Genomic DNA, 21,057 nt, shown 5'->3' on the forward strand with positions numbered 1-21,057 from the left:
CAAGGAGAGGCGCGCAATCGAGTTCGCCCGGCAGCGCGCAATAGAGCGCCACGGGGGTTTCCGCGGGCGTCAAGCCTGCTGTTTGCGTCAGGCGGGTCAGGAAGGGCGGCGCCTTTGCGGCGAGGACGCGCGCGGCGGCTTGGGCGAGGTCGGGGGCGATGGTGGCGCGAATCTGCTTGAAGCGCTGCCGCAGCGCGGCCTTCGAATCCTTGTCCTGATCCAGCTTGGCGGTCTCCCCGCGGGCGCGAACCGCGCGCGCTCGAAACAGAAGTGCGGGCCACAAAAGCCGTGGGACGGATCCCGGGTACCTACAGAGTAGGTGGGCGCCGTGTGCCCAAGTCCACGGACGAGGGCAGGGACAGCTCCCTAGGGGATCGTAAGGCCCCGGGGAAATATCCACACGCACCCCGCAGCGCCGCACTGCTAATCTAGGGGCGTTCCGCCTTTGGCGCCATGACAAAATCGCTGCGCGCGCCTGTTTCAGACAAATAATCGCGCGCAAAAAAAGCCCGCGATGGCGTCGCGGGCTTAAAAAATCAGTTGTCCAGGAAGGACCGCAGCTTGCGGCTGCGCGAGGGGTGCTTGAGCTTGCGCAGCGCCTTGGCCTCGATCTGCCGAATACGTTCGCGCGTGACCGAGAATTGTTGGCCGACCTCTTCCAGCGTGTGGTCGGTGTTCATGCCGATGCCGAAGCGCATGCGCAGCACGCGCTCCTCGCGCGGGGTCAGCGAGGCCAGCACGCGCGTCGTCGTTTCGCGCAGGTTGGACTGGATCGCCGCGTCGATCGGCAGGATGGCGTTCTTGTCCTCGATGAAATCGCCGAGGTGCGAATCCTCCTCGTCGCCGATCGGGGTTTCCAGCGAGATCGGCTCCTTGGCGATTTTCAGCACCTTGCGCACTTTTTCCAAGGGCATGGCGAGCTTTTCCGCCAGTTCCTCCGGGGTCGGCTCGCGGCCGATCTCGTGCAGCATCTGGCGCGACGTGCGCACGATCTTGTTGATCGTCTCGATCATGTGCACGGGAATGCGGATGGTGCGGGCCTGATCCGCGATGGAGCGGGTGATGGCCTGACGAATCCACCAGGTCGCATAGGTCGAGAATTTATAGCCGCGCCGGTACTCGAACTTGTCCACCGCCTTCATCAGGCCGATATTGCCCTCCTGGATCAGATCGAGGAACTGCAGGCCGCGATTGGTGTATTTCTTGGCGATGGAGATGACGAGGCGCAGGTTGGCCTCGACCATTTCCTTCTTGGCCTGACGGGCTTCGCGCTCGCCCTTCTGCACCATATGGACGATCTTGCGGAATTCCTGGATCTCCAGCCCGGTTTCGGTCGCCAGCGCATGGATTTCGCCGCGCAATTCGTGGATTTCGTCCTTGGAGGTCGCGACCAGATCGCGCCAGCCGCGCGCGCCCAGCTTGGAAATGCGCAAAACCCATTTCGGGTCGAGTTCGGCGCCGTGATAGTTCTTGAAGAAGTCGTCGCGCGCGACACCATAACTTTCGGCCAGACGCAAAAGCTTGGTTTCCAGCCCGATCAGGCGGCGGTTGATGTCGTAGAGCTGCTCGACCAGCGCGTCGATGCGGTTCTGGTTGAGCGACAGCGACTTGACGTCGGTGACGATTTCCTTCTTGAGCGTCTTGTACTTGCGCTCCTGGGCCGGCGTCAGTTGCTCGTTCTTGAGCTTGTTCTCGACATTCTGGTCCTGTAGCCGGCGCAGCTTCTTGTAAGCGTCGGCGACGCGGTCGAAGGTCTCCAGAACCTTGGGCTTCAGCTCGGTTTCCATCGCCGAGAGCGATACGGAATTCTCCATATCGTCCTCGTCGTCGAAATTCTCCGGGACGACCGGCGGCTCCTCCTCGAGGCCCGCCGGGGGATTGCGGGGGGCGGTGGCCGGGGCTTCGCCTTCGGCCTCTTCCGTTTCCTCTTCGCCGCTGGTTCCGCCGCGGCCTTCGGGACCGGCGTAGGTGGCTTCGAGATCGATGATCTCGCGCAACAGCACCTTGTTTTCGACCAATTCGTCGCGCCAGATGATGATGGCCTGGAAGGTCAGGGGGCTTTCGCACAGACCGGCGATCATCGCCTCACGGCCGGCCTCGATGCGCTTGGCGATGGCGATTTCGCCCTCGCGCGACAACAGCTCCACCGAGCCCATTTCGCGCAGGTACATGCGGACGGGGTCGTCGGTGCGGTCGGCGGGTTCGGAGGTGCGGGTCGCGACGGCGCGGGTCGGCGCGGCCTCGGTCAGTTCGCCGGCCTCGGGCTCCTCCTCCTCGGCGGGGGCGGCCTCTTCCTCGGCCTCTTCGGCGTCGTCGCCCTCGATGACATTGATGCTCATTTCGTTGAGCATGGCGTAAACGTCCTCGATCTGGTCGGAGGACACCTCCTCGGACGGCAGAACGGCGTTCAGTTCGGCATAGGTGACGAAGCCGCGCTTCTTGGCGGTCTTGATCATGCGCTTGACGGCGGCGTCCGACAGATCGAGCAAGGGGCTGTCGGCAACATCGGCAACAGCTTCGCCTTCGGGTTTCGCGTCGTCTTTCTTGGCCATATGGCGACTCCAGAACTGATCCTGCCTGGCCCGACGGCGGACGCCGCAGGCGGGCGCTCGATAAGCGCCAATCGAGCCTGCGCGCGCTCCTCTAGCAAGAAACGCGGGCAAGCTCGGAATTCATCATCGGCGGCCCGCGAAATGCGATTCGCCCCTGTCCACAGGTTGCGCGGAAAGATTTAAGGCCCGCTTAACCATGTGTTCTGCGGCGCGTTTTCCTCCCGCGACCGCGCGTGGCGCCGAGGACTCAGACATTCCTGTCCTCCCGGCCCGAGGATGCGCCGAAGCCCTCAATTGTCGCCTCCGCGCCCTCAAGCGCGGACAGTTGCGCTTTTATGTCCGCCAGAGCCGCAAAACTGGCCTCGCTCGGCTCGCCCGCCGACGCCAATTCCCGCGCGAGCGCAGCCTCCGCCTGCCGCAATTCCCTATTTAACGCGCGCTGCTTGTGATGCAAGGCCAGAGCCTGGCGCAAGACCTCGTCCGCGTCGTTTTCGTGGGCGTCGGGCCTCACGCACCAAAGTGTCGAAAGTGTGGCGTTGGCCGCGATTCCGTCGAAAATATCGGAAAATCCTCTTGATCCGAGCTTTTCCCGCAGGGTTTCCGCCGTCATTTCCGGTTCCGCCAGTCCCAGCAGGGCGTCGCGCATTTTTTCTCCGGACGCGCCGGTGAATTCGAGGCGGGCCACATCCTCGGCATGGCGGACGATCAGGTTGGGATGGTTGACGAGCAGGGCGAGGATCAAGGTTTCGCGCGGCGCCGGGGCCTCCTTGGGCAGGGAGAACAGGCCGGATTGCAGCAGCGCCGCGCTCGCCGCCACCGGCCCGCGCGGCTGGCCAGAGCCGGCGCCATACCCCTGGCGTCCGCGCGGGACGAATTGTTCGCGGCGGGCGCTATAAGGCTCGCGGCCACTATTATAGGACTCTCGGCGCGCGCGTCCGAACAGCTTGTACTGGCGGTCGCGGAAATCGTCGAGATAGTGCCGGCGCAGCACTTCGTCGCGGATCTGCCCGGCGCAGTCCCGCAACCGCCGCTCGAAGGCGGCGCGGCGCTCGGGCGTGTCCAGCGTCTGCGCTTCGGCTTCGTGGGCGAAAATCATCTCGGACATGGGTTTCGCCGCCCCCAGCACGGCCTCCAGCGCCGAGGCGCCGCCGGCGCGCGCGAGATCGTCAGGGTCCTGGCCTTCCGGCAGCAGCGCGAACCGCAGGCTTTTGCCCGGTCCGATCAGGGGCAGCGCGGTTTCGACGGCGCGAAACGCCGCCTTGCGTCCGGCGCGGTCGCCGTCGAAGCAAAGAATGGGCTCCTCAGCCATTTTCCACAGCAGTTCGCATTGATCCGGGGTGAGCGCCGTGCCGAGACCGGCCACCGCATGGTCGATGCCGACCATGCTCAGCGCGATGACGTCCACATAACCCTCGACCGCGATCACGGTTCCACGTTCATGGGCGGCCTTGCGGGCGACATGCAGGTTGTAAAGGTTCGAACCCTTGTGAAACAGCGGGGTTTCCGCCGAATTCTTGTATTTGGGCTGGACGTCCTTGCTCAGCGCGCGCCCGCCGAAGGCGATCACCTTGCCGCCGCGATCGCAGATCGGGAACATCAGCCGGTCGCGGAAAAAATCATAGGGAACGGCGATGTCCTCGCCATGCGTGAGAAGCCCGGCCTCCTTCATCACCTCGGCGTCGCAGCCTTTTCCCGCCAGATAATCGCGCAGGGCGTAGCGCTCGTTCGGGGAATAGCCGATCCGGAACTTTTTTTGCGCCTCCAGCGTGATGCCGCGCTCGGCGAGATAGGCGCGCGCTTTTGCGCCGGCGCCGCCCTTCAGCGCGCGCTCGAAGAAATCGGCGGCGAACTCCAGAGCCTCCAGATGGGTCGCGCGTCGTCTCTCGGCGGCGGCCAGTTCCGGCGTCTCCACCGGCATGGAGAGTCCGGCGAGCGCGGCGAGCTGCTCCACCGCCTCGGGAAAGGGCAGGCCTTGCGTCTCCATGACGAATTCGAAAATGTCGCCGTTCTTGCCGGCGGAGAAATCGAAAAACTGGCCCTTCTGGTCGTTGACCCAGAACGATGGGGTTTTTTCGCTGGTGAACGGCGACAAGCCGCACCATTCGCGGCCCCGCTTCTTCAGGCGCACGCGCTGGCCCACGACTTCCGACACGGGAAGCCGCGCCCGAATCTCGTCGAGAAAGGTGGGCGTGAATTTCATTTTTCGGACAGATTGCTCGCATAGGTCACATGGGGCCGCGCGGCCCCAGACGCAAGCGGCGCGACGACTTGTCGCCGCTATCCACAGGGACCAAAGCCATATGGACGTTTCATTGGGCTTTGACTAGACACGTCGCGCCCGCAACGGGCGCAGAATGGAAATGCGAGACGTCATGCGCCTGCTTGCCAAATTTGCCGAAATGAAAGCCCAGGGCGAGAAGATCGCCACCATGACCGCCTATGACGCGCCGCAGGCGCGGGCGCAGGCGGCGGCGGGGATCGACGCCATTCTGGTCGGCGACAGCGTCGGCGTGAACATTCTGGGTTACGCCAGCGAGCGCGAGGTGACGCTCGCCGACATGATCCACCACACCGCCGCCGCGCGGCGCGGCGCGCCCGACACGTTCATTTACGCCGACCTGCCCTTCGCCACCTACGACACGCCGGAGCAGGCGGTGGCGAGCGGGCTGGCGTTGCAGAAGGCCGGCGCCGATGCGGTGAAATTCGAGGGCGCCCATCCCGACATCGTGCGCGCTCTGACCAGCGCCGGCGTGCCGGTGTGCGGCCATATCGGCTACGAGCCGCAAACGGGCGAGCGCCGCGTCCACGGCAAGACATTTGAAGAGGCCGAGCGCCTGCGCGCCGAGGCTAGGGCGCTCGACGAAGCCGGCGTGTTCATGATCGTGCTGGAACTCGTGCCCGCCGAACTCGCGGGAATCATCAGCAAGGAGATCAAGGCCGCGACCATCGGCATCGGCGCCGGGTCGGGAACCGACGGGCAGGTTCTCGTCTTCCCCGACGTGCTCGGCTATACCGAGAAGAATTTCCGCCACAACAAGCGCTATGCCGAAGTCGGCGCGACGATGGAGGCCGCGACCGCATCTTACGTCGCCGACGTCAAGGGCGGCGTTTTCCCGACCATGGCCAATTGCGCCGCGCTGCCGGCGGAGACGCTCGAACAGCTTTGCAAAAAAGCGGGCTGAACCTCACCCCGCTTTTGATCAACCCGTGGACCGCCCTCGTCCTTCGAGACAGCCGCTTCGCGGCTTCCTCAGGATGAGGGCTACTTTATTGTTTCCCATGGAGAACGCCCTCATGGTGAGGAGGCCCCGAAAGGGGCCGTCTCGAACCATGGCCATGGAAACGGGATTTTGGCGTCAACCCTCGGGGGATGAGCGTCAGCCAGCGCCGCCGGGAAGAAACCGGCGGAAGGCGCGCATCGGCTCGAACTGGAAGCGCGCCTTGTGCGCGCCCGGCGTGAGTTTGACCGCACGGAACATCAGATTGGCCTTGAGCAGGTCGGCCTCGACGCCATCGACGTAAACCGCCTGCCAGTCCTGCCAGACATCGTTGAGGACGAGAAAGCCGCCGCCGGCCGGCGCCCGCGCCTCGACCTCGACAAAAGTGTTCTCGTAGGTCGTGATTTTCGCGTCCCCCTGTCCTTCGGGTCGCGCCCCATCGGCGGCGGTTGCTGGGGCCTCCTGGCATTGCAGCGCCAGACGCGCGCAATCGGCGCGGTCGATCAGGACGTTGTGGCGATAGTCGATGTCGGGGACGCCGCCGTCGCGCTCCAGCGCCGCGAAATCGGCGGCGACGGCGCGGCCGGGAAGCAGCACGCGCGGCAGGGCGTCCTTGTTTTCGTAAATGAAGGCGTCGGCGGTCTGCTTGATCAGCGGCAGGTCGCCGGGTTTCAGGCTCTTGTCGATCTGCTCGGCGGGCACGCCGGCGGCGATCCAGCGCAAGCCCATCAGATTGGCCATGGGCGATTTGTAGGACGGGAAAGCCGGCGAAAACACCCTTTGTTCCGGCAAGGCGACATGGTCGATGGCGTGGGTGACGTCCACGAACAAACTCAGCCGGATCGGATTGTAGCCGAGATCCATATCGAAACCGTGGGTCAGTCCGGCGTTGGGCCAATGGAAATCGATTCCCGCCAGTTCGACGCGGTCGCGGCGATCCGGCGCGGTGTTTTCGGACAGCTTTTGCTTGAGGAAGCCAATCGTCTCGTTCCCCGTACCCTCGCGCAAAACGTCAAATGTTTCGGGCGGGAGCGCCGTGGACTGATTCGGGCGGTTGTTGAGCGAAAGGTCGAAGGTCAGCGGCAGCGCGATCAGCAGCAGCGCCAGCGTGGGCCAGCCCTCAAGCCGCCGCGCGGCGAACAGGCCGGCAAAGGACAGCGCGAAGCAGACCAGCGCGAAGCCAATGGCGGGAAAGGCCTCGCTGTGCCCCTTGACCACGGCGACCCCGACGCAGGCGAGCAGAACCGCGCCAAGCAGGCCATAACCGAGCGGCGCGCGACGCCCTCCGGCCGACGCATTCAAATAGTCCGAGACGCAAGCGCCGCCGAGCACGGCGGCGAAGGCGCCGATCTGGAAGGTGGCGTCGGCCGGGCGGCGGAACAGATTGGCGCCGGGCACGTCGAACAGGGCAGGGAAGACCGGGGTATATTTGCCGATGGCGTAAACATACATCACCAGCAGCGCGCCGAGGAAGAAGGCGGCCGGACGGCGAAAAACCCAGCCGCGCCCAAGGCCGAACACCAGCAGCATCGCCACAGGCAGCGCGCCGAAATAAAGCTCGCCCATGTTGCGGGCGATATAGAGGCCGGTTTCGCCCCAACCCGGCGAGGGCGGCCCCCAAAAGCCGGACAGCGGGCCATGCACGTTGAACAGGTCGGCGACGAAGGCGGTCAGCACGGAGGCCGGATGCAGCGAGCCGCGCATCGCCCCTTCCAGCGTGATCTCCGAGCGATTGGATTGCTCGGCCAGCGCGATGGTCCACAGCAGCGCCGGGCCGGCGACGATCAGGCCGACCAGCGTGCCGCCCGCCAGCGGCTTGAGCATGTTCAGGAAGCGCTTGCCGGCGCCAAGACCGTCCGGCAGCGGCGGCGCGAACGCCCGATAGACCACGAAAGCCGCGAGCACCAGACAGAACAGCCAGGCGATCTGGTCGCGGCCGAGCACCATGAAGGCCGCGAACAGGCCGGCGACCATGCCCCACCCAAAGGAGGCGCGGTCGAGCGCCCGGTTCAGCGCCCAAAACGCCAGCGGAAACCAGGACAGGCTCAGGATCTGGCCGGTGTGCTGGATGCGCCAAGCCGCCGAACCGCCGTAGGCGAAGGCCAGCGCCGCGACCAGCCCGCCGGCGGCGCGCCAGCCCCGGTCGCGGAAATACAGCATCCAGCCGATGCCGCCGAGCGTCAGCATCAGGAAGGCGACGCCGTCGGCCTCCTGAAAATTCGGCTCAGGGACGAGCGCCGCCAGCGCCAGATAGAGCGGCGCAAAGATCAGGCTTTGTGGATCGGCGATCTGCGGCATGCCCGCGAAGACGTTGGGCGTCCAGAACGGCGCGGCGCCACGATGCAGCGAATGGGCGAGAAACGACAGTTGCGGCTGGAAATGCGCCTTGGCGTCCCAGGGAATCGTCACCTGACCGGAAATCCACGGCCAGCACAGGTAAAGGCTGGCGACGCAAAAGATCAGGATCGAGGCGAGAAAAACCCGTGCGGGTTCAGTCTTCGGCGGTGGGGACATCAACATCGAGCAAATGACCTGCCCTGTCGCGCTTGGTGGCGAGGTAATGAATGTTCTGCGGCGTCGGCCGACCCTGGATGCGCTGATCGCTGACATCCAGCCCGGCGGCGCGCAAGGCTTCGATTTTCTTGGGGTTGTTGGTCATCAGCCGCACGCGGGTCACGCCGAGAAGGTCGAGCATGCGCGCGGCATAGCCGAAGCGGCGCTGGTCCAGGCCAAACCCTAAAATTTCGTCGGCGTCATAGGTGTCGTGGCCCTGCGCCTGCAAGCCATAGGCGCGGATCTTGTTGGAGAGGCCGTTGCCGCGCCCTTCCTGATCCAGATAGAGGATCACGCCGCCGCCATTCTCCGCCATGAATTTGGCGGTGTGGCGCAACTGGTCGCCGCAATCGCATTTGAGCGAGCCGAACAGGTCGCCGGTGAGGCAGGCCGAATGCAGCCGCACATGCACCGGGCCGGCGAGGTCGGGTGTCCCGACGATCACCGCCGCCTGATCGCGCAACCCCTCGCCGCCGCGAAACACCACGATTTCCGAATGCGTCGCGCCTTCGAGCGGCACGGGCGCGCGGCCGATCAGCCGCAGCGAGGTGATTTTTCGCGCGCGAAAGGCGCGGATGTCGCAGCCGGCGACCTCGTTGACGCCGGCGACGGGAGCGTCCAGTTTTATCAGGATGGCGGCCGGCAGCAATTGCGCGAGGCGCAGCAGGTCGAGCGCGGCCTCTTCCGCCGGAATGGGATGGACGACCGGGGCGTCGATGCGGGCTTCCTCGTCCATGATCAGGGCGGCGATTCGGTCGAGATCGATTCGCGGCAAGGCGATCAGGCCTGGCGCATCGCGCGCCACGCCAAGCCGTTCGAGCCGTTGCATGCTGAGAATGAGCCGCGCCCCGCCGATCCGCTCCAGCGTCTCGGCGGACGTCTTGTCGAGTTGTTCGGCGGGATAGACCAGCAGACGGCCGGTCGCCTCCGCGAGCACGACCGGCCGTCCCGCGCGCAATTCCGCGACGGCGCGCTCCACCGAAATGGCCCCGAGGTTTTCGTGCGCCGGAAACAGACCGGAAATATCGTGCATTGACCCTTTGCGACTCCGAAAGCCCGATGGCGGCGACGTTGCCTACATAGTGCTTCCAATCGCGTGAAGCCAGCCTCAAGCCGCGCGCCGTTACGGCGCCCAACTGCCCGTCTCACCACTGAAGCTGTGAACGGGGCAGCAAATCACCGGCTTAAAAAAACAAAAGTTTTTGTTTGATTCCCTGCGTCGTCTCCTGGAGGAGCTTTGGATTATGAGCGAACTCGTCCCAAACCACCTCCTCAAGCTTATTTCCCCTTGTTAGTCCCGTCTTGCCTTGTGCTTGGAACGTTTTGTCGAAACGCCTGAAGTTCATCAGCTTCATATAGACGCCGTTTGGATTTCGGAATTCTGAATTATATTGTCGATCGGCAGATGTCAGCCGGTTTAACAACATCGAGAGTTCGACTATCTCTGCGCTCGATTTTCCGGGCGGATTGCCCGCGAAGCGGATGTAGAGGTCCAGAGCGAGTATCAATTCTTCTCGGTTCCACGGGGGATTTCGGCGCGCGGTTCCTGACATTCGAATCTCCTTTTCGTCAACCTGACGGAAAAACGGTTTGCGATCCTCTGAAAGAAAGACAAGTTAGAATAACTGATTTGGCCAACCGCCCGCATTACCTCGTAAAAAAATGACCAAGGCGGCCGAAGCTGCCGCGATGCAAGAATACGGCGAGGACTCGCGTCACACGAACCGAGAATCTCGGTAGGCTCCGCATCATGTCAAACCCGCGCAGGAAGCCGAAGCGTGTCTACGGTGATATAGTTGCTCGACGCGGCGATTGCTTCGTCTGGACGCCGCCGAGACCAGCCCCGCGCCACCTTGATTGAGGATCCTTCCCGCCTGAAAAAATTTCCAAATCGAATGGGCCGGGACCTATGGTTATCTTCGCTGAAATTTCGCCGGGCGAGTTGATCGACAAGATCACCATTCTCGAGATCAAGCTCGAACGCATCCAGGATGAGGGCAAACGCGGCAATGTGCGGCGCGAACTGAGCGTCCTGAGCGCCACGCTCGCCGCCGTCGCGCCCGAAGGCGCGGAGCTGACGCGCCTTCGCGACGAGTTGAAGGCGATCAACCTCTCGCTGTGGGAGATCGAGGACGCGATCCGCGACCAAGAGCGCGCGCAAAATTTCCGCGAGATATTCATCGACCTCGCCCGCGCCGTCTATCGCACCAATGACCGCCGCGCCGAGGTGAAGCGGCGGATCAACCTGCTGTTGGAAAGCGAGTTGATCGAGGAAAAGAGCTACGCGGCTTACTGACGTCGCCGCCGGCGTCCGGGCGCCGGCGGAAATGGCGCAAGTCCGTCTCAGGGTTCGTTGGGATGCGCTTCACGCGCCTCGCGCGCTTCGCGCGCAGCCGCCGCTTCGGAAATGCGAAGCGCGGACTCGTTGACGCGCCAATCGAGACCGGGTCTCGTCGTCGTTCCATCCGGCTTGAGGGTATGAACGATGCGGCGGTCGTCGTAGCAATAGGTGGAGCCGGCGTGGGCAAACTGGTTCTGCTGGCACGCGCTGGCGAACCCCGCCTCGGTGTGTTGCGCGTAGATCGTCTGGGCCGTGGAGCCGAGCCAGACGACGAAGCCGAGCAGGATGAGCGAAGCCACGATCATATGCTTGGATTCGTCGAGCAGCACGCTTTTCATGCGCGACCACATGGAGGGGCGAGGCGCCGGTCGCGGGCGGCCGCCCAGCGAGGTCGCGCGCGCGCTCGCCGGCTTGCTTGGCGCCGGCCGACTGCGCTTCTCATTGGCCATCTTCATGCGTTTGACCACGTTTGCGTAGTCGAAGTGGCTTGAATGGTTCAGTTCGTAGCTGTTCATGTGCCTGTCCGGGAAAGGAGCGCGTGGCGCGTGCGATCAGAAAAATGGCGGTTAAATATTGAAAAACCGGAGCGCGAATGGCTCGTATTTTACAAATTATAACCGCAAAAACACGCGCCGCCTCTTGAGGTGCAGGCAAAACAAGCATTCCCGCCCCTTTCCGATGCGTAACTCCTGGTTGAGTCTAGGATGTATACGTTCATCACGGCTGGGCGGCCTCGCTCCGCTCGTAATGACGGCGTCAAGATTATTAATTCCTGATTATAAGCTTGAATTGGACAGGGATAAGTTCACTCGCCCTGGTTTTCTTCGATAAAAACCACCGCCGAGCGTGCGGCGATGACGCCGCGTTCCGCGCGGGGCGCGCCGTCTTCGCTCTGGGTGTCGAGCGCGCGGCGCCAGCTTTTGCCAGCCCGCGGCGGCAGCGCGCAAGCGACGGGCGCCCGGCCGGCGTTCAGCAGCAGGGCGGCGCGCGATTCGCCCAATGTGAACACGGCGCCAAGGAAAAGGCGCTCGCCGCCGCGCCAATGGTCCGGCGCGCGCATAGGGTCGCGCTCTCCAAACCATTCCACATCCGGCGGGCTGTCGCCCTGGTCCGCGCCGGTCAAAAAGGTTTCGTCGGTGAAGGCCGGGGTCGTCCGGCGCAGGGCCAGGGCGCGGGTGACGAAGGCGAGCAGGCGCGGATCGGCTTTGTCCCAGTCGAGCCAGGACACTTCGTTGTCCTGCGCGTAAGCGTTGTTGTTGCCGTTCTGGCTGTGGCCGAATTCCGCGCCCATCGACAGCATCGGCGTGCCGCGTGAAAAAATCAGCGTGGCGAGCAGGGCGCGCTGGTCGCGCCGGCGCGCCGCCAGGATCGCTTCGTCCTTGGTCGCGCCCTCCACGCCATTGTTCCAGGAAAAACTGGCGTCCGTTCCGTCGCGATTTTGCTCGCCATTGGCCTCGTTGTGCTTGCGCGCGTAGGAGACCAGGTCGGCCAGCGTAAACCCGTCATGGGCGGTGACGAAATTCACCGAGCGCGACGGCGGCTTTTTTCCCGCGAACAGGTCGGCCGAGCCCGCGAGCCGCGTCGCCAGTTCGCCGATCATGCTGGAATCGCCGCGCCAGAATTTTCGCACGGTGTCGCGGAACTTGTCGTTCCACTCGCCCCAGGGCGCGGGGAACGCGCCGAGTTGATAGCCGCCCGGCCCCAAATCCCACGGCTCCGAGATGATCTTCAGTTCGCGCAGAGCGGGATCCTGGGCGATGGCGGTCAGCAGCGGCGCATGAGGATCGAAGCCGTCGGCGCGGCGACCGAGCGTGGTCATCAGATCGAAGCGGAACCCGTCGACGCCGCCGTAAATCGCCCAGGCGCGCAGGGCGTCCATCGCCAGCCGAACGACAGCCGGATGATCCGCCTGCAAAATGTTGCCGCAGCCGGCGTCGTTGATATAGCCGGCGGGGTTTTCCGGACTCAGGCGATAATAGGCGGGATTGTCGAGGCCGCGCAGCGAGACCATCGGGCCGTGTCCGTCGCCTTCGCCACTGTGGTTGAGCACCACGTCGATCAGAACTTCCAGCCCCGCCGTCTGCAAGGCGGCGACGGTCTCGCGCACCTCCGTCCAGCCGCCGGGCGCGAGGCGCGGATCGGGCGCGAGCAAGGCGATGGGGCTGTAGCCCCAGTAATTGGGCAGACCGAGATCGACCAGATGGCGCTCGTCGAGCCAGGCGGCGCAGGGCAGCAGTTCAAGCGTGGTGACGCCGAGCCGTTTCAGATGGGCTATGGCTTCAGGTTGCGCGAGACCGGCGAAGGTTCCGCGCAAACTTTCGGGAACGCCGCCGAGACGCTTGGTGAAGCCGCGCACATGCATTTCGTAGATGACGGTGTCGCGCCACGGAATTCTGGCGCGCCGCGCCGGCGCCGGCTCGGGCGCGCAGGCCTTGGCCTTGGGGGCGTGGGGGCCGCTGTCGTCCGGCGAGGGAAACAGCGACGGGTGCGAGCGGGGCGTCTGGTTCAGCTCCAGCGCGAAGGGGTCGAGCAGCAGTTTGCGCGGGTCGAAATACAGGCCGCGCTCCGGCGCGCAGGGGCCGTGGGCGCGCAGGCCGTAGAGCGCGCCGGCTTTCAGGCCCGGGACGAAGCCGTGGAACACCGGACCGGCGCGGCCCGGCAGTTTTACGCGCGAAAGTTCGCGCGCGCCGGTGGCGTCGAACAGGCAGAGGTCGATCTGTTCCGCGGTTTCCGAATAAACGGCGACATTGGCTCCGCCCGCGACGAGTCGCAGGCCGAGCGGCTCCGGCGCGCCTGGCGTGATCTCAAAACTCATGCCGCCGGCCGCGCCACTTCGCGCTGCGGCGGCGCCACTTGCCGGTAGATTTCGGCGTAATGCTTGGCCGGATGGGTCCAGCTCACATCGGTCTTCATGCCGTTCGACTGGATCTTCTTCCAGATCTTCTTTTGTTGGAACAGGTTCGCGCCGCGCCGCAGCGCGCCGGACAGAGCTTCCGACGTCACCGGCGCGAACTGCAGGCCGGTGGCGCAGCCCGCTTGCACCGCCATTTCATTGGCGTCGACGATGGTGTCGGCAAGGCCGCCGACCCGCGCCACGATCGGCGCCGCGCCATAGCGCAGGGCGCAAAGCTGGGTGAGGCCGCAGGGCTCGAAGCGCGAGGGCAGGAGAATGGCGTCGGCGCCCGCCTGGATGAGATGGGCGAGCTTTTCCTCATAGCCGAAATGCGCGCCGATCCTGCCGGCCTGCGTCCGCGCCTCCTCCTGAAACGCGGCTTCAAGAGCGGAATCGCCGGAGACCAGCATGACCAGTTGGGCGTCGCAAGCCTCAAAGGTCGCCAGGCAGCCGAGCAGCAGGTCGAGGCCCTTTTGCCAGGACAGACGGCTGACGATTCCGACCAGAAATTTCTTGTCGTCGCGGTCGAGGCCAAACCGTTCCTGTAGCGCCTTCTTGTTGGCGAGGCGTGGCCCGAGGATTTTCGCGGAATAGTTCGCGATCATCTTGTCGGTCTGGGGGTTCCAGATGTCGCAGTCGATGCCGTTGAGAATGCCGGAAAGCGCGCCCGCGCGCGCGCGCAACAGGCCGTCGAGCCCCATGCCGGCGTGGGGCGTCTGGATTTCCTGCGCATAGGTCGGCGAGACCGTGGTGATGCGATCCGACAGTTGCAATCCGGCCTTCAGGAAACCGACGCCGCCGTAATATTCGACGCCCTCGATCGAAAAGGCCTGAGGCGGCAGGCCGAGCTGGCCGAAAACATCAGCCCCGAACTGGCCCTGGAAGGCGAGATTGTGGACGGTGATGACGCTGCCGGGACGAGGAGCGTCGTTATAGTGCAGATAGGCGGCGGTGAGGCCGGCCTGCCAGTCATGGGCGTGGACCACATGCGGGACGAAGGCGGGAACAAGGCCCTGGCCGATCAGCGCGCCGACCTTGGCCAGCGCGGCGAATCGCAGCGCGTTATCCGTGAAATCCTGGCCGTCGGCGCCGGCGTAGGGGCCGCCGTCGCGTGCGTAAAAATGCGGGGCGTCGAGCACGAACAGATTGAGCGCGCCAACCTTGGCGGCGAGCAATTTGGCCGGCGCGCCGAACAGGTCGTCGAAAGCGACGACCTGTTCGGTTTTTTTCAGCGCCGCCATCACCGGCCGGTAGCCGGGAATCAGGCTGCGCATCGCCACGCCCTCGGCCTGAAGCGCCCCGGGCAGCGCGCCCGCGACATCGGCGAGGCCGCCCGTCTTGATCAGGGGAAAGAGTTCGGAGGCGACGGAGAGAATGTTCATGCCAAAGGTCTTCAGTCTTTCAGTTTGTCGATCATCGGCTGGGTGATGAGGCAGACGCCGGTTTCGCTGCGGCGGAAGCGCTCGGCGTCCAGTTCCGGGTCTTCGCCGACCACCAGGCCCTCGGGAATGCGCACGCCGGCGTCAACCACCGCCTTGTGCAGCCGCGCGGACCGCCCGACATTCACATCGGGCAGGATCACGCATTCGCTGGCGCTGGCGAAGGAATTGATCCGCACATTGCTGAACAACAGGGTTTCGCGCAGCGAGGCGCCGGAGACGATGCAGCCGCCCGACACCAGCGAGGACACCGCATGGCCGCGCCGCCCATCGATGTCGTGGACGAATTTGGCGGGCGGGGTCAGTTCGGCATAGGTCCAGATCGGCCAGTCGCGGTCGAACAGGTCGAGTTCGGGCGTGATGCCGGTGAGATCGATATTGGCTTCCCAATAGGCGTCGAGCGTGCCGACGTCGCGCCAGTAGGCGCGCGTCTCGTTGCGGGAGCGCACGCAGGAATCGGCGAAGCGATGGGCGACCGCCTTGCCGTTCTTGACGAGATAGGGGATCACATCCTTGCCGAAATCGTGGCTGGAATGGAGGTCCGCAGCGTCCTGGTCCAGCAGGTCGAACAGGAATTTTGTGTTGAAGACGTAGATGCCCATGCTGGCGAGGCAGGTGTCGTCCGAGCCGGGAATCGTCGGCGGATCCTTCGACTTTTCCACGAAGCTGACGATGCGCTGGCTCTCGTCCACGCCCATCACGCCAAAGCCGATGGCGTCGGCCTTGGGGACTTCGAGGCAGCCGATGGTCACATCCGCCCGCGCGTCCACATGCTGTTGCAGCATGAGTTCGTAGTCCATCTTGTAGATATGGTCGCCAGCGAGCACGATGACATATTCCGGGCCGTAGTCCAGCACGATGTCGCTGTTCTGGTAGACGGCGTCGGCCGTGCCGACATACCATTTGTCCTCGGAGACGCGCTGCGAGGCCGGCAGGATGTCGAAGCTTTCATTGCGTTCCGCGCGCAAAAAGGTCCAGCCGCGCTGAAGGTGGCGGATCAGGCTGTGCGCCTTGTACTGGGTGGCGACGGCGATGCGGCGAATGCCGGAATTGAGCGCATTCGACAGCGCGAAATCGATGATGCGCGTCTTGCCGCCGAAATAGACGGCGGGCTTGGCGCGGCGGTCGGTCAGTTCCAGAAGGCGGGAGCCGCGGCCGCCGGCCAGCACATAGGCCATGGCCTGACGGGCGAGTGGGGCATGTGAATTGGCCGGCATTGGGCTTTCCTCTTATTTGCGCCGGAAACTAGTCTTCTTCTGTTACATGCGCGTGATTCTGGATCAATTCTGGTCAAGAATTAAGATGAGCGCGGCCAATGGCGGCGCTTTGACCCGCGCGGAGGCGGGAAAGTTCTTGTACGCATGGGGTTCGGCCGTGACGCCGCCGCAATTGCCCAGCCCGGAGCCGCCGTAGATTGCGGCGTCGGTGTTGAGAACCTCCCGCCAGCGCCCGGCCTGGGGCAGACCGATCAGGTAATCGAGGCGCGGCACCGGCGTGAAATTCACCACGAAGGCGACGGTCGGCGCGCCCGCGCTGCGCCGAATCCAGGCGAGCACGGAATTGTCGGCGTCGTCGGCCTCGATCCACTCGAATCCCTCGCCCTCGCAATCCCGGCCGTGCAGCGCCGGCAGGTCGCGATACAGCCGGTTGAGATCGCCGACCAGCCGCGACAGGCCCTGGTGCGGGGCGTATTGCAGCAAATGCCAGTCGAGCGAGCGATGCTCGGTCCATTCGCTGGTCTGGCCGAATTCCTGGCCCATGAACAACAATTTCTTGCCGGGATGCGCCCACATGAACGCGAGATAGGCGCGGGCGTTGGCGAAACGCTGCCATTCGTCGCCGGGCATCTTGCCGATCAACGGCCCCTTGCCGTGCACCACTTCGTCATGGGAAATCGGCAGAATGAAGTTTTCGGAAAACGCGTAGAGCAGGCCGAAGGTCAGCCATTGATGGTCGAAACGGCGATAGACGGGATCCTTGCTGATGTAACGCAAGGTGTCGTTCATCCAGCCCATGTTCCATTTGAAGCCGAAGCCGAGGCCGCCGGCATAGACCGGCTGCGACACGCCGGGCCAGGCCGTCGATTCCTCGGCGATCATCAGGGCGCCCGGATGGTTTTGATAGACCAGCGTGTTGACGCGCTGGAGGAAGGCCACGGCTTCGAGGTTCTCATTGCCGCCGTGCTGGTTGGGCAGCCATTCGCCGTCCTTGCGCGAATAATCGAGGTAGAGCATGGAGGCCACCGCATCGACGCGCAGCCCGTCGACATGGAACTGCTCGAACCAGTAGAGCGCGTTGACCGTGAGGAAATTCGCGACTTCGCGCCGGCCGAAATCGTAGATGGCGGTGTTCCAGTCGGGATGGAAGCCGCGGCGCGGATCGGCGTTTTCATAGAGCGCGGCGCCATCGAATTCGGCGAGGCCGTGGGTGTCCACCGGGAAATGGGCGGGCACCCAGTCCACGATAATCCCCAGGCCTTGCGCGTGGGCGCGATCGACGAAGCGCTTGAAACCGTCGGGATCGCCGAAGCGCGAGGTCGGGGCGTACAGGCCGATCGGCTGGTAGCCCCAGGAGGCGTCGAGCGGATGCTCGGACACCGGCATCAATTCGAGATGGGTGAACCCCATGTCGCAAGCGTAGGGGATGAGGCTGTCGGCCAGTTCGTCGTAGCTGAGGAAGCGCCCGTCAACCTCGTTGGCGTCGAAGCCGCGCCGCCAGGAGCCGAGATGGACCTCATAGATCGCCATGGGGGCGCGGCGCCAGTCGGTGTGGGCGCGGCGCGCCAGCCAATCGGCGTCGCTCCAGGCAAACGGCTTTTCGGAAATGACAATGCTGGCGGTCGAGGGCCGCAACTGCGACTGCTGGCCGAACGGATCGGCCTTGAGCGGCAGAATGTGTCCGCCGGCGCCGAGAATTTCATATTTGTAGAACAGGCCGACGCTCTCGCCAGGGATGAAAATCTCCCACAGGCCGGAATCCACGCGCTTGCGCATGGCGTGGCGGCGGCCGTCCCATTGGTTGAAGTCGCCGACCACGGACACGCGCTGGGCCTGCGGCGCCCAAACCGAGAAATGCACGCCCTCCACGCCTTCATGGGTCATGACATGGGCGCCGAGCCGCTCATAGAGTCTTAAGTGCGAGCCCTCCACCAGCAGGTGATCGTCGATCGGGCCGAGCACCGGGCCAAACCGGTAGGGATCGTCCCATTCCCAGTCGCCTCCGGCGTTTTCCGCGCGCAGGCGATAGGTAAAGGGCGGCTTGCGGGGCGTAAACCCCTCGAAAAAATCCTGGCCGCGCGGCGTGAGGACAAGCTTTTCGCCGCCCTCCAGCAGCGCGGTCACCGTTTCGGCGCCCGGCGCCAGAACGCGAAGCGCCGCGCCGCCGCGGGTGGCGTGCGGGCCGAGGATGGCGAAGGGATCGGCATGCCGCGCCCCCGCGAGGGCCGCGATCTCCGCGTCCGAGGCGCGGTCCAGAATTTGTTTCATTGCAGTTGCTTAGTCCTTTGGCCGGCTGACCGGGACGTTCCAGATTTGGTCGGCGTATTCGGCTATGGCGCGATCTGACGAAAACCAGGCGGTGCGTGCGGTGTTGAGAATGGCGGAGCGCTGCCAAGACTTGCGGTCGCGCCAGCGGCGCGCCACGGCGGCCTGCGCGGCGCGATAGGAATCGAAATCCGCCGTCACCAGGAAGTAATCGTGATAGGTGATCGCATCGACCAGACCCTGGTAGCGGTGGCGGTCGTCATGCGAGAAAACGCCGTCGGCGATGCTCTCCAGCACTTCGCGCAATTGCGGCGAGGCGGCGATGGTTTCGCGCGCATCGATGCCCCGGGCGCGGCGCGCCGCCACTTCATCGGCCTTGAGGCCGAAAATGAAGATGTTCTCGCTGCCGACCTTCTCCCTGATCTCGACATTGGCGCCGTCGAGCGTGCCGATGGTCAGCGCGCCGTTCAGCGCCATCTTCATGTTGCCGGTGCCGGAAGCCTCCATGCCGGCGGTGGAGATCTGCTCCGACAGATCGGCGGCGGGAATGATCGCCTCGGCGAGGCTGACATTGTAATTGGGCAGGAACACCACTTTCAGCTGATCGCGCACCGTCGGATCATTGTTGACCACGCGCGCCACATCATTGGCGAGCTTGATGATCAGCTTGGCCTGCTGATAGCTCGCCGCCGCCTTGCCGGCGAAGATTTTCACACGCGGCGCCATGTCGCGCATGGGTTGCGCGCGGATCTCGTTGTAGAGCGCGATCGTGTCGAGGATGTTGAGGAGCTGGCGCTTGTATTCGTGCATGCGCTTGATCTGCACGTCGAACAGCGCGTTCGGGTTGATCTTGATCAGCAGGCGGTCGGCAACCACGCTGGCCAGATGCTCCTTGTTGAGCTGCTTGGCCGCCGCCCAGCGCGCCTGGAAATCCAGATCGTCGGCGAAGGGCTCCAGTTTCTGCAATTGCGAGGCGTCGTCCAGAAAACCCCGGCCCAGCGTCTCCACCAGCAGTTTGGTCAGATGCGGATTGGCCTCGTAAAGCCAGCGGCGGAAAGTGACGCCGTTGGTGACGTTGCAGATGCGGTCGGGGAAGATTTCATGCAAGTCGCGGAACACGGTCTGCTTGACCAGTTCCGAATGCAGCCCCGACACGCCATTGACCTTGTGCGAGCCGAGGAAGGCGAGATGGCCCATGCGCACATGGCGCCCGCCGTGTTCGTCGATCAGCGACACGGCCGACAGCTTGCCGGCGTCCTCCATGCCCTTCGCGCGGAGACCGTCGAGATGTTTGGCGTTGATCAGGAAGATGATCTGCATGTGTCGCGGCAGCAGCCGCTCCATCAGCGGCGCCGGCCAGGTTTCCAGCGCCTCCGGCAACAGCGTGTGGTTGGTGTAGGAGAAAGTGGCGACGGTGATCTCCCAGGCGCGGTCCCAATCAACGCCATGGACATCGACCAGCAGGCGCATCAATTCCGCGACGCCGATCGACGGATGGGTGTCGTTGAGCTGGATGGCGACCTTGTCGGCGAGAAGCTCGATATCGCCATGTTGCTCGAGATGACGGCGGATCAGATCCTGCAACGACGCCGAGGCGAAGAAATATTCCTGCCGCAGCCGCAATTCCAGGCCTGCGGGCGTGGAATCGCTGGGATAAAGGATTTTGGAAATGCTTTCCGCGCGCACCTGGTCGGCCAAGGCGCCGACATAATCGCCCGAGTTGAACACGTCGAGCTTGAGCGGATCGGGCGCGCGCGCCGACCAAAGCCGCAAGGTGTTGACATGCTTGCCGCGCCAGCCGACCACCGGCGTGTCATAGGCGACCGCCTCGACGGTTTCGGAGGGATGCCAGACGTGGGCCGGGTGGCTGTTGCGCGGAATGCTTTCGACCGCGCCGCCGAAGCCGATCATGTAGCTCACTTCCGGGCGCGGAAACTCCCAGGGGTTGCCGAATTCCAGCCAGTCCTCGGGAAATTCGTGCTGCCAGCCGTCGGCGATGGTCTGGCGGAACAGGCCGTGGTCATAGCGAATGCCGTAGCCATGGGCGGCGATGGAGAGCGTCGCCATGCTCTCCATGAAACAGGCGGCGAGACGGCCGAGGCCGCCATTGCCCAGGGCCGCGTCGGGCTCGATGTCGCGCAATTTTTCCAGATCGACGTCGAGGCTGGCCAGAGCCGCGCGCATCGGCTCGACAATGCCGAGATTGGTCAGGGAATCGACCAGAAGCCGGCCGATGAGGAATTCGAGCGAGAGATAATAGACCCGGCGCCGGTTGTCGCGATAATTGCCGCGCACCGAGGTCATCCAATTGTCCACCATGCGGTCGCGCACGGCGAGCGCGACGGCGATGAACCAGTCGCGCTCGCTGGCGGCATTGCGGTCCTTGCCGACGGAATAGGTCAGCTTTTCCAGCACGGCGTCGCGCAATTTGGCGATATCGCCGTTCAAGGCCTCGGCTTCCGGCGCCTCGTTGGGACGGTCGGAGGCGGCGGCGATGGTTTCGGTCATGTGTGTTCCTGAATGGCGAATGGCGATTTGCCGCCATGGTAAGACCCCGCGACGCGCTTTGCCAGCGGTAA

The 21,057-nt window shown here is 64.4% G+C and carries 14 protein-coding genes and 1 other RNA gene; 2 read left to right on the top strand and 13 right to left on the bottom strand.

From position 1 onward, the window contains the following. The 4 genes from CCR94_RS24645 to dnaG all read right to left on the bottom strand — a co-directional run. On the bottom strand, positions 1–283 hold a 283-nt coding region (locus CCR94_RS24645; protein WP_146090062.1), incomplete at its 3' end, for a 5-formyltetrahydrofolate cyclo-ligase. Further along, a non-coding RNA gene (gene ssrS, locus CCR94_RS16840) (6S RNA) lies at positions 272–419 on the bottom strand. The genes CCR94_RS24645 and ssrS, both read right to left, overlap by 12 nt. 117 nt (positions 420–536) lie before the next feature. Continuing rightward, positions 537–2,552, bottom strand: a complete 2,016-nt coding sequence (rpoD, locus tag CCR94_RS16845) for an RNA polymerase sigma factor RpoD (protein WP_104509010.1) — start codon at positions 2,550–2,552, stop codon at positions 537–539. 247 nt (positions 2,553–2,799) lie between these two features. Next, on the bottom strand, positions 2,800–4,752 hold the full coding sequence (gene dnaG, locus CCR94_RS16850; RefSeq protein ID WP_104509011.1) for a DNA primase: 1,953 nt from the start codon (positions 4,750–4,752) through the stop codon (positions 2,800–2,802). Positions 4,753–4,924: 172 nt separating this feature from the next. On the opposite strand from dnaG, the gene panB reads away from it, so the two are divergent. Then, a complete protein-coding gene (gene panB / locus CCR94_RS16855; protein WP_104509012.1) occupies positions 4,925–5,734 on the top strand; it encodes a 3-methyl-2-oxobutanoate hydroxymethyltransferase in 810 nt (269 codons plus the stop codon). Between the two features lie 195 nt (positions 5,735–5,929). Here panB and CCR94_RS16860 read toward each other — a convergent pair whose 3' ends face one another. The 3 genes from CCR94_RS16860 to CCR94_RS16870 all read right to left on the bottom strand — a co-directional run bounded on the left by CCR94_RS16860 (position 5,930) and on the right by CCR94_RS16870 (position 9,876). Next, complete coding sequence (locus tag CCR94_RS16860; protein ID WP_104509013.1) at positions 5,930–8,284, bottom strand: hypothetical protein; 2,355 nt, start codon at positions 8,282–8,284, stop codon at positions 5,930–5,932. Continuing rightward, entirely contained in the window at positions 8,262–9,356 is a 1,095-nt protein-coding gene (gene ribA, locus CCR94_RS16865) for a GTP cyclohydrolase II RibA (protein ID WP_104509014.1), read from the bottom strand. Before ribA ends, CCR94_RS16860 begins: the two co-directional genes overlap by 23 nt. Positions 9,357–9,507: 151 nt before the next feature. After that, positions 9,508–9,876 (bottom strand): hypothetical protein, encoded by a 369-nt coding sequence (locus CCR94_RS16870; protein ID WP_146090063.1) that lies wholly within the window; start codon positions 9,874–9,876, stop codon positions 9,508–9,510. A 356-nt stretch (positions 9,877–10,232) separates the two neighbouring features. Here CCR94_RS16870 and CCR94_RS16875 point away from each other — a divergent pair, with 356 nt between their 5' ends. Beyond that, positions 10,233–10,619, top strand: coding sequence for a DUF6165 family protein (locus CCR94_RS16875; protein ID WP_104509016.1), 387 nt, complete (start codon positions 10,233–10,235; stop codon positions 10,617–10,619). Positions 10,620–10,666: 47 nt separating this feature from the next. Here the strand turns inward: CCR94_RS16875 and CCR94_RS16880 are convergent, their stop codons facing one another. The 6 genes from CCR94_RS16880 to CCR94_RS16905 all read right to left on the bottom strand — a co-directional run bounded on the left by CCR94_RS16880 (position 10,667) and on the right by CCR94_RS16905 (position 20,986). Beyond that, the gene (locus tag CCR94_RS16880; RefSeq protein WP_104509017.1) at positions 10,667–11,179 is read right to left on the bottom strand and encodes a hypothetical protein; all 513 of its coding nucleotides are present in this window, start codon (positions 11,177–11,179) and stop codon (positions 10,667–10,669) included. Positions 11,180–11,469: 290 nt separating this feature from the next. Next, a complete protein-coding gene (gene glgX / locus CCR94_RS16885) occupies positions 11,470–13,479 on the bottom strand; it encodes a glycogen debranching protein GlgX (RefSeq protein ID WP_104509018.1) in 2,010 nt (669 codons plus the stop codon). Continuing rightward, complete coding sequence (glgA, locus tag CCR94_RS16890; protein WP_104509019.1) at positions 13,476–14,939, bottom strand: glycogen synthase GlgA; 1,464 nt, start codon at positions 14,937–14,939, stop codon at positions 13,476–13,478. The genes glgX and glgA overlap by 4 nt, the downstream gene beginning before the upstream one ends. An 11-nt stretch (positions 14,940–14,950) precedes the next feature. Further along, the gene (gene glgC, locus CCR94_RS16895) at positions 14,951–16,213 is read right to left on the bottom strand and encodes a glucose-1-phosphate adenylyltransferase (RefSeq protein WP_104509020.1); all 1,263 of its coding nucleotides are present in this window, start codon (positions 16,211–16,213) and stop codon (positions 14,951–14,953) included. A 63-nt stretch (positions 16,214–16,276) separates the two neighbouring features. Beyond that, positions 16,277–18,481 carry a 1,4-alpha-glucan branching protein GlgB gene (glgB, locus tag CCR94_RS16900; protein WP_104509021.1) on the bottom strand — a complete coding sequence of 735 codons (2,205 nt, stop codon included), beginning with the start codon at positions 18,479–18,481 and terminating at the stop codon, positions 16,277–16,279. A 9-nt stretch (positions 18,482–18,490) separates the two neighbouring features. Beyond that, positions 18,491–20,986, bottom strand: a complete 2,496-nt coding sequence (locus CCR94_RS16905) for a glycogen/starch/alpha-glucan phosphorylase (protein ID WP_104509022.1) — start codon at positions 20,984–20,986, stop codon at positions 18,491–18,493. Positions 20,987–21,057 lie beyond the last annotated feature (71 nt).

It is taken from the genome of Rhodoblastus sphagnicola (assembly GCF_002937075.1).
Lineage (GTDB): Bacteria > Pseudomonadota > Alphaproteobacteria > Rhizobiales > Beijerinckiaceae > Rhodoblastus > Rhodoblastus sphagnicola.

Excerpts from the sequence above, each read along its gene's own strand:
- rpoD (WP_104509010.1), bottom strand. The coding sequence starts at position 2,552 with ATGGCCAAGAAAGACGACGCGAAACCCGAAGGCGAAGCTGTTGCCGAT.
- dnaG (WP_104509011.1), bottom strand. The coding sequence starts at position 4,752 with ATGAAATTCACGCCCACCTTTCTCGACGAGATTCGGGCGCGGCTTCCC.
- panB (WP_104509012.1), top strand. The coding sequence starts at position 4,925 with ATGCGCCTGCTTGCCAAATTTGCCGAAATGAAAGCCCAGGGCGAGAAG.
- CCR94_RS16860 (WP_104509013.1), bottom strand. The coding sequence starts at position 8,284 with ATGTCCCCACCGCCGAAGACTGAACCCGCACGGGTTTTTCTCGCCTCG.
- ribA (WP_104509014.1), bottom strand. The coding sequence starts at position 9,356 with ATGCACGATATTTCCGGTCTGTTTCCGGCGCACGAAAACCTCGGGGCC.
- CCR94_RS16870 (WP_146090063.1), bottom strand. The coding sequence starts at position 9,876 with ATGTCAGGAACCGCGCGCCGAAATCCCCCGTGGAACCGAGAAGAATTG.
- CCR94_RS16875 (WP_104509016.1), top strand. The coding sequence starts at position 10,233 with ATGGTTATCTTCGCTGAAATTTCGCCGGGCGAGTTGATCGACAAGATC.
- CCR94_RS16880 (WP_104509017.1), bottom strand. The coding sequence starts at position 11,179 with ATGAACAGCTACGAACTGAACCATTCAAGCCACTTCGACTACGCAAAC.
- glgX (WP_104509018.1), bottom strand. The coding sequence starts at position 13,479 with ATGAGTTTTGAGATCACGCCAGGCGCGCCGGAGCCGCTCGGCCTGCGA.
- glgA (WP_104509019.1), bottom strand. The coding sequence starts at position 14,939 with ATGAACATTCTCTCCGTCGCCTCCGAACTCTTTCCCCTGATCAAGACG.
- glgC (WP_104509020.1), bottom strand. The coding sequence starts at position 16,213 with ATGCCGGCCAATTCACATGCCCCACTCGCCCGTCAGGCCATGGCCTAT.
- glgB (WP_104509021.1), bottom strand. The coding sequence starts at position 18,481 with ATGAAACAAATTCTGGACCGCGCCTCGGACGCGGAGATCGCGGCCCTC.
- CCR94_RS16905 (WP_104509022.1), bottom strand. The coding sequence starts at position 20,986 with ATGACCGAAACCATCGCCGCCGCCTCCGACCGTCCCAACGAGGCGCCG.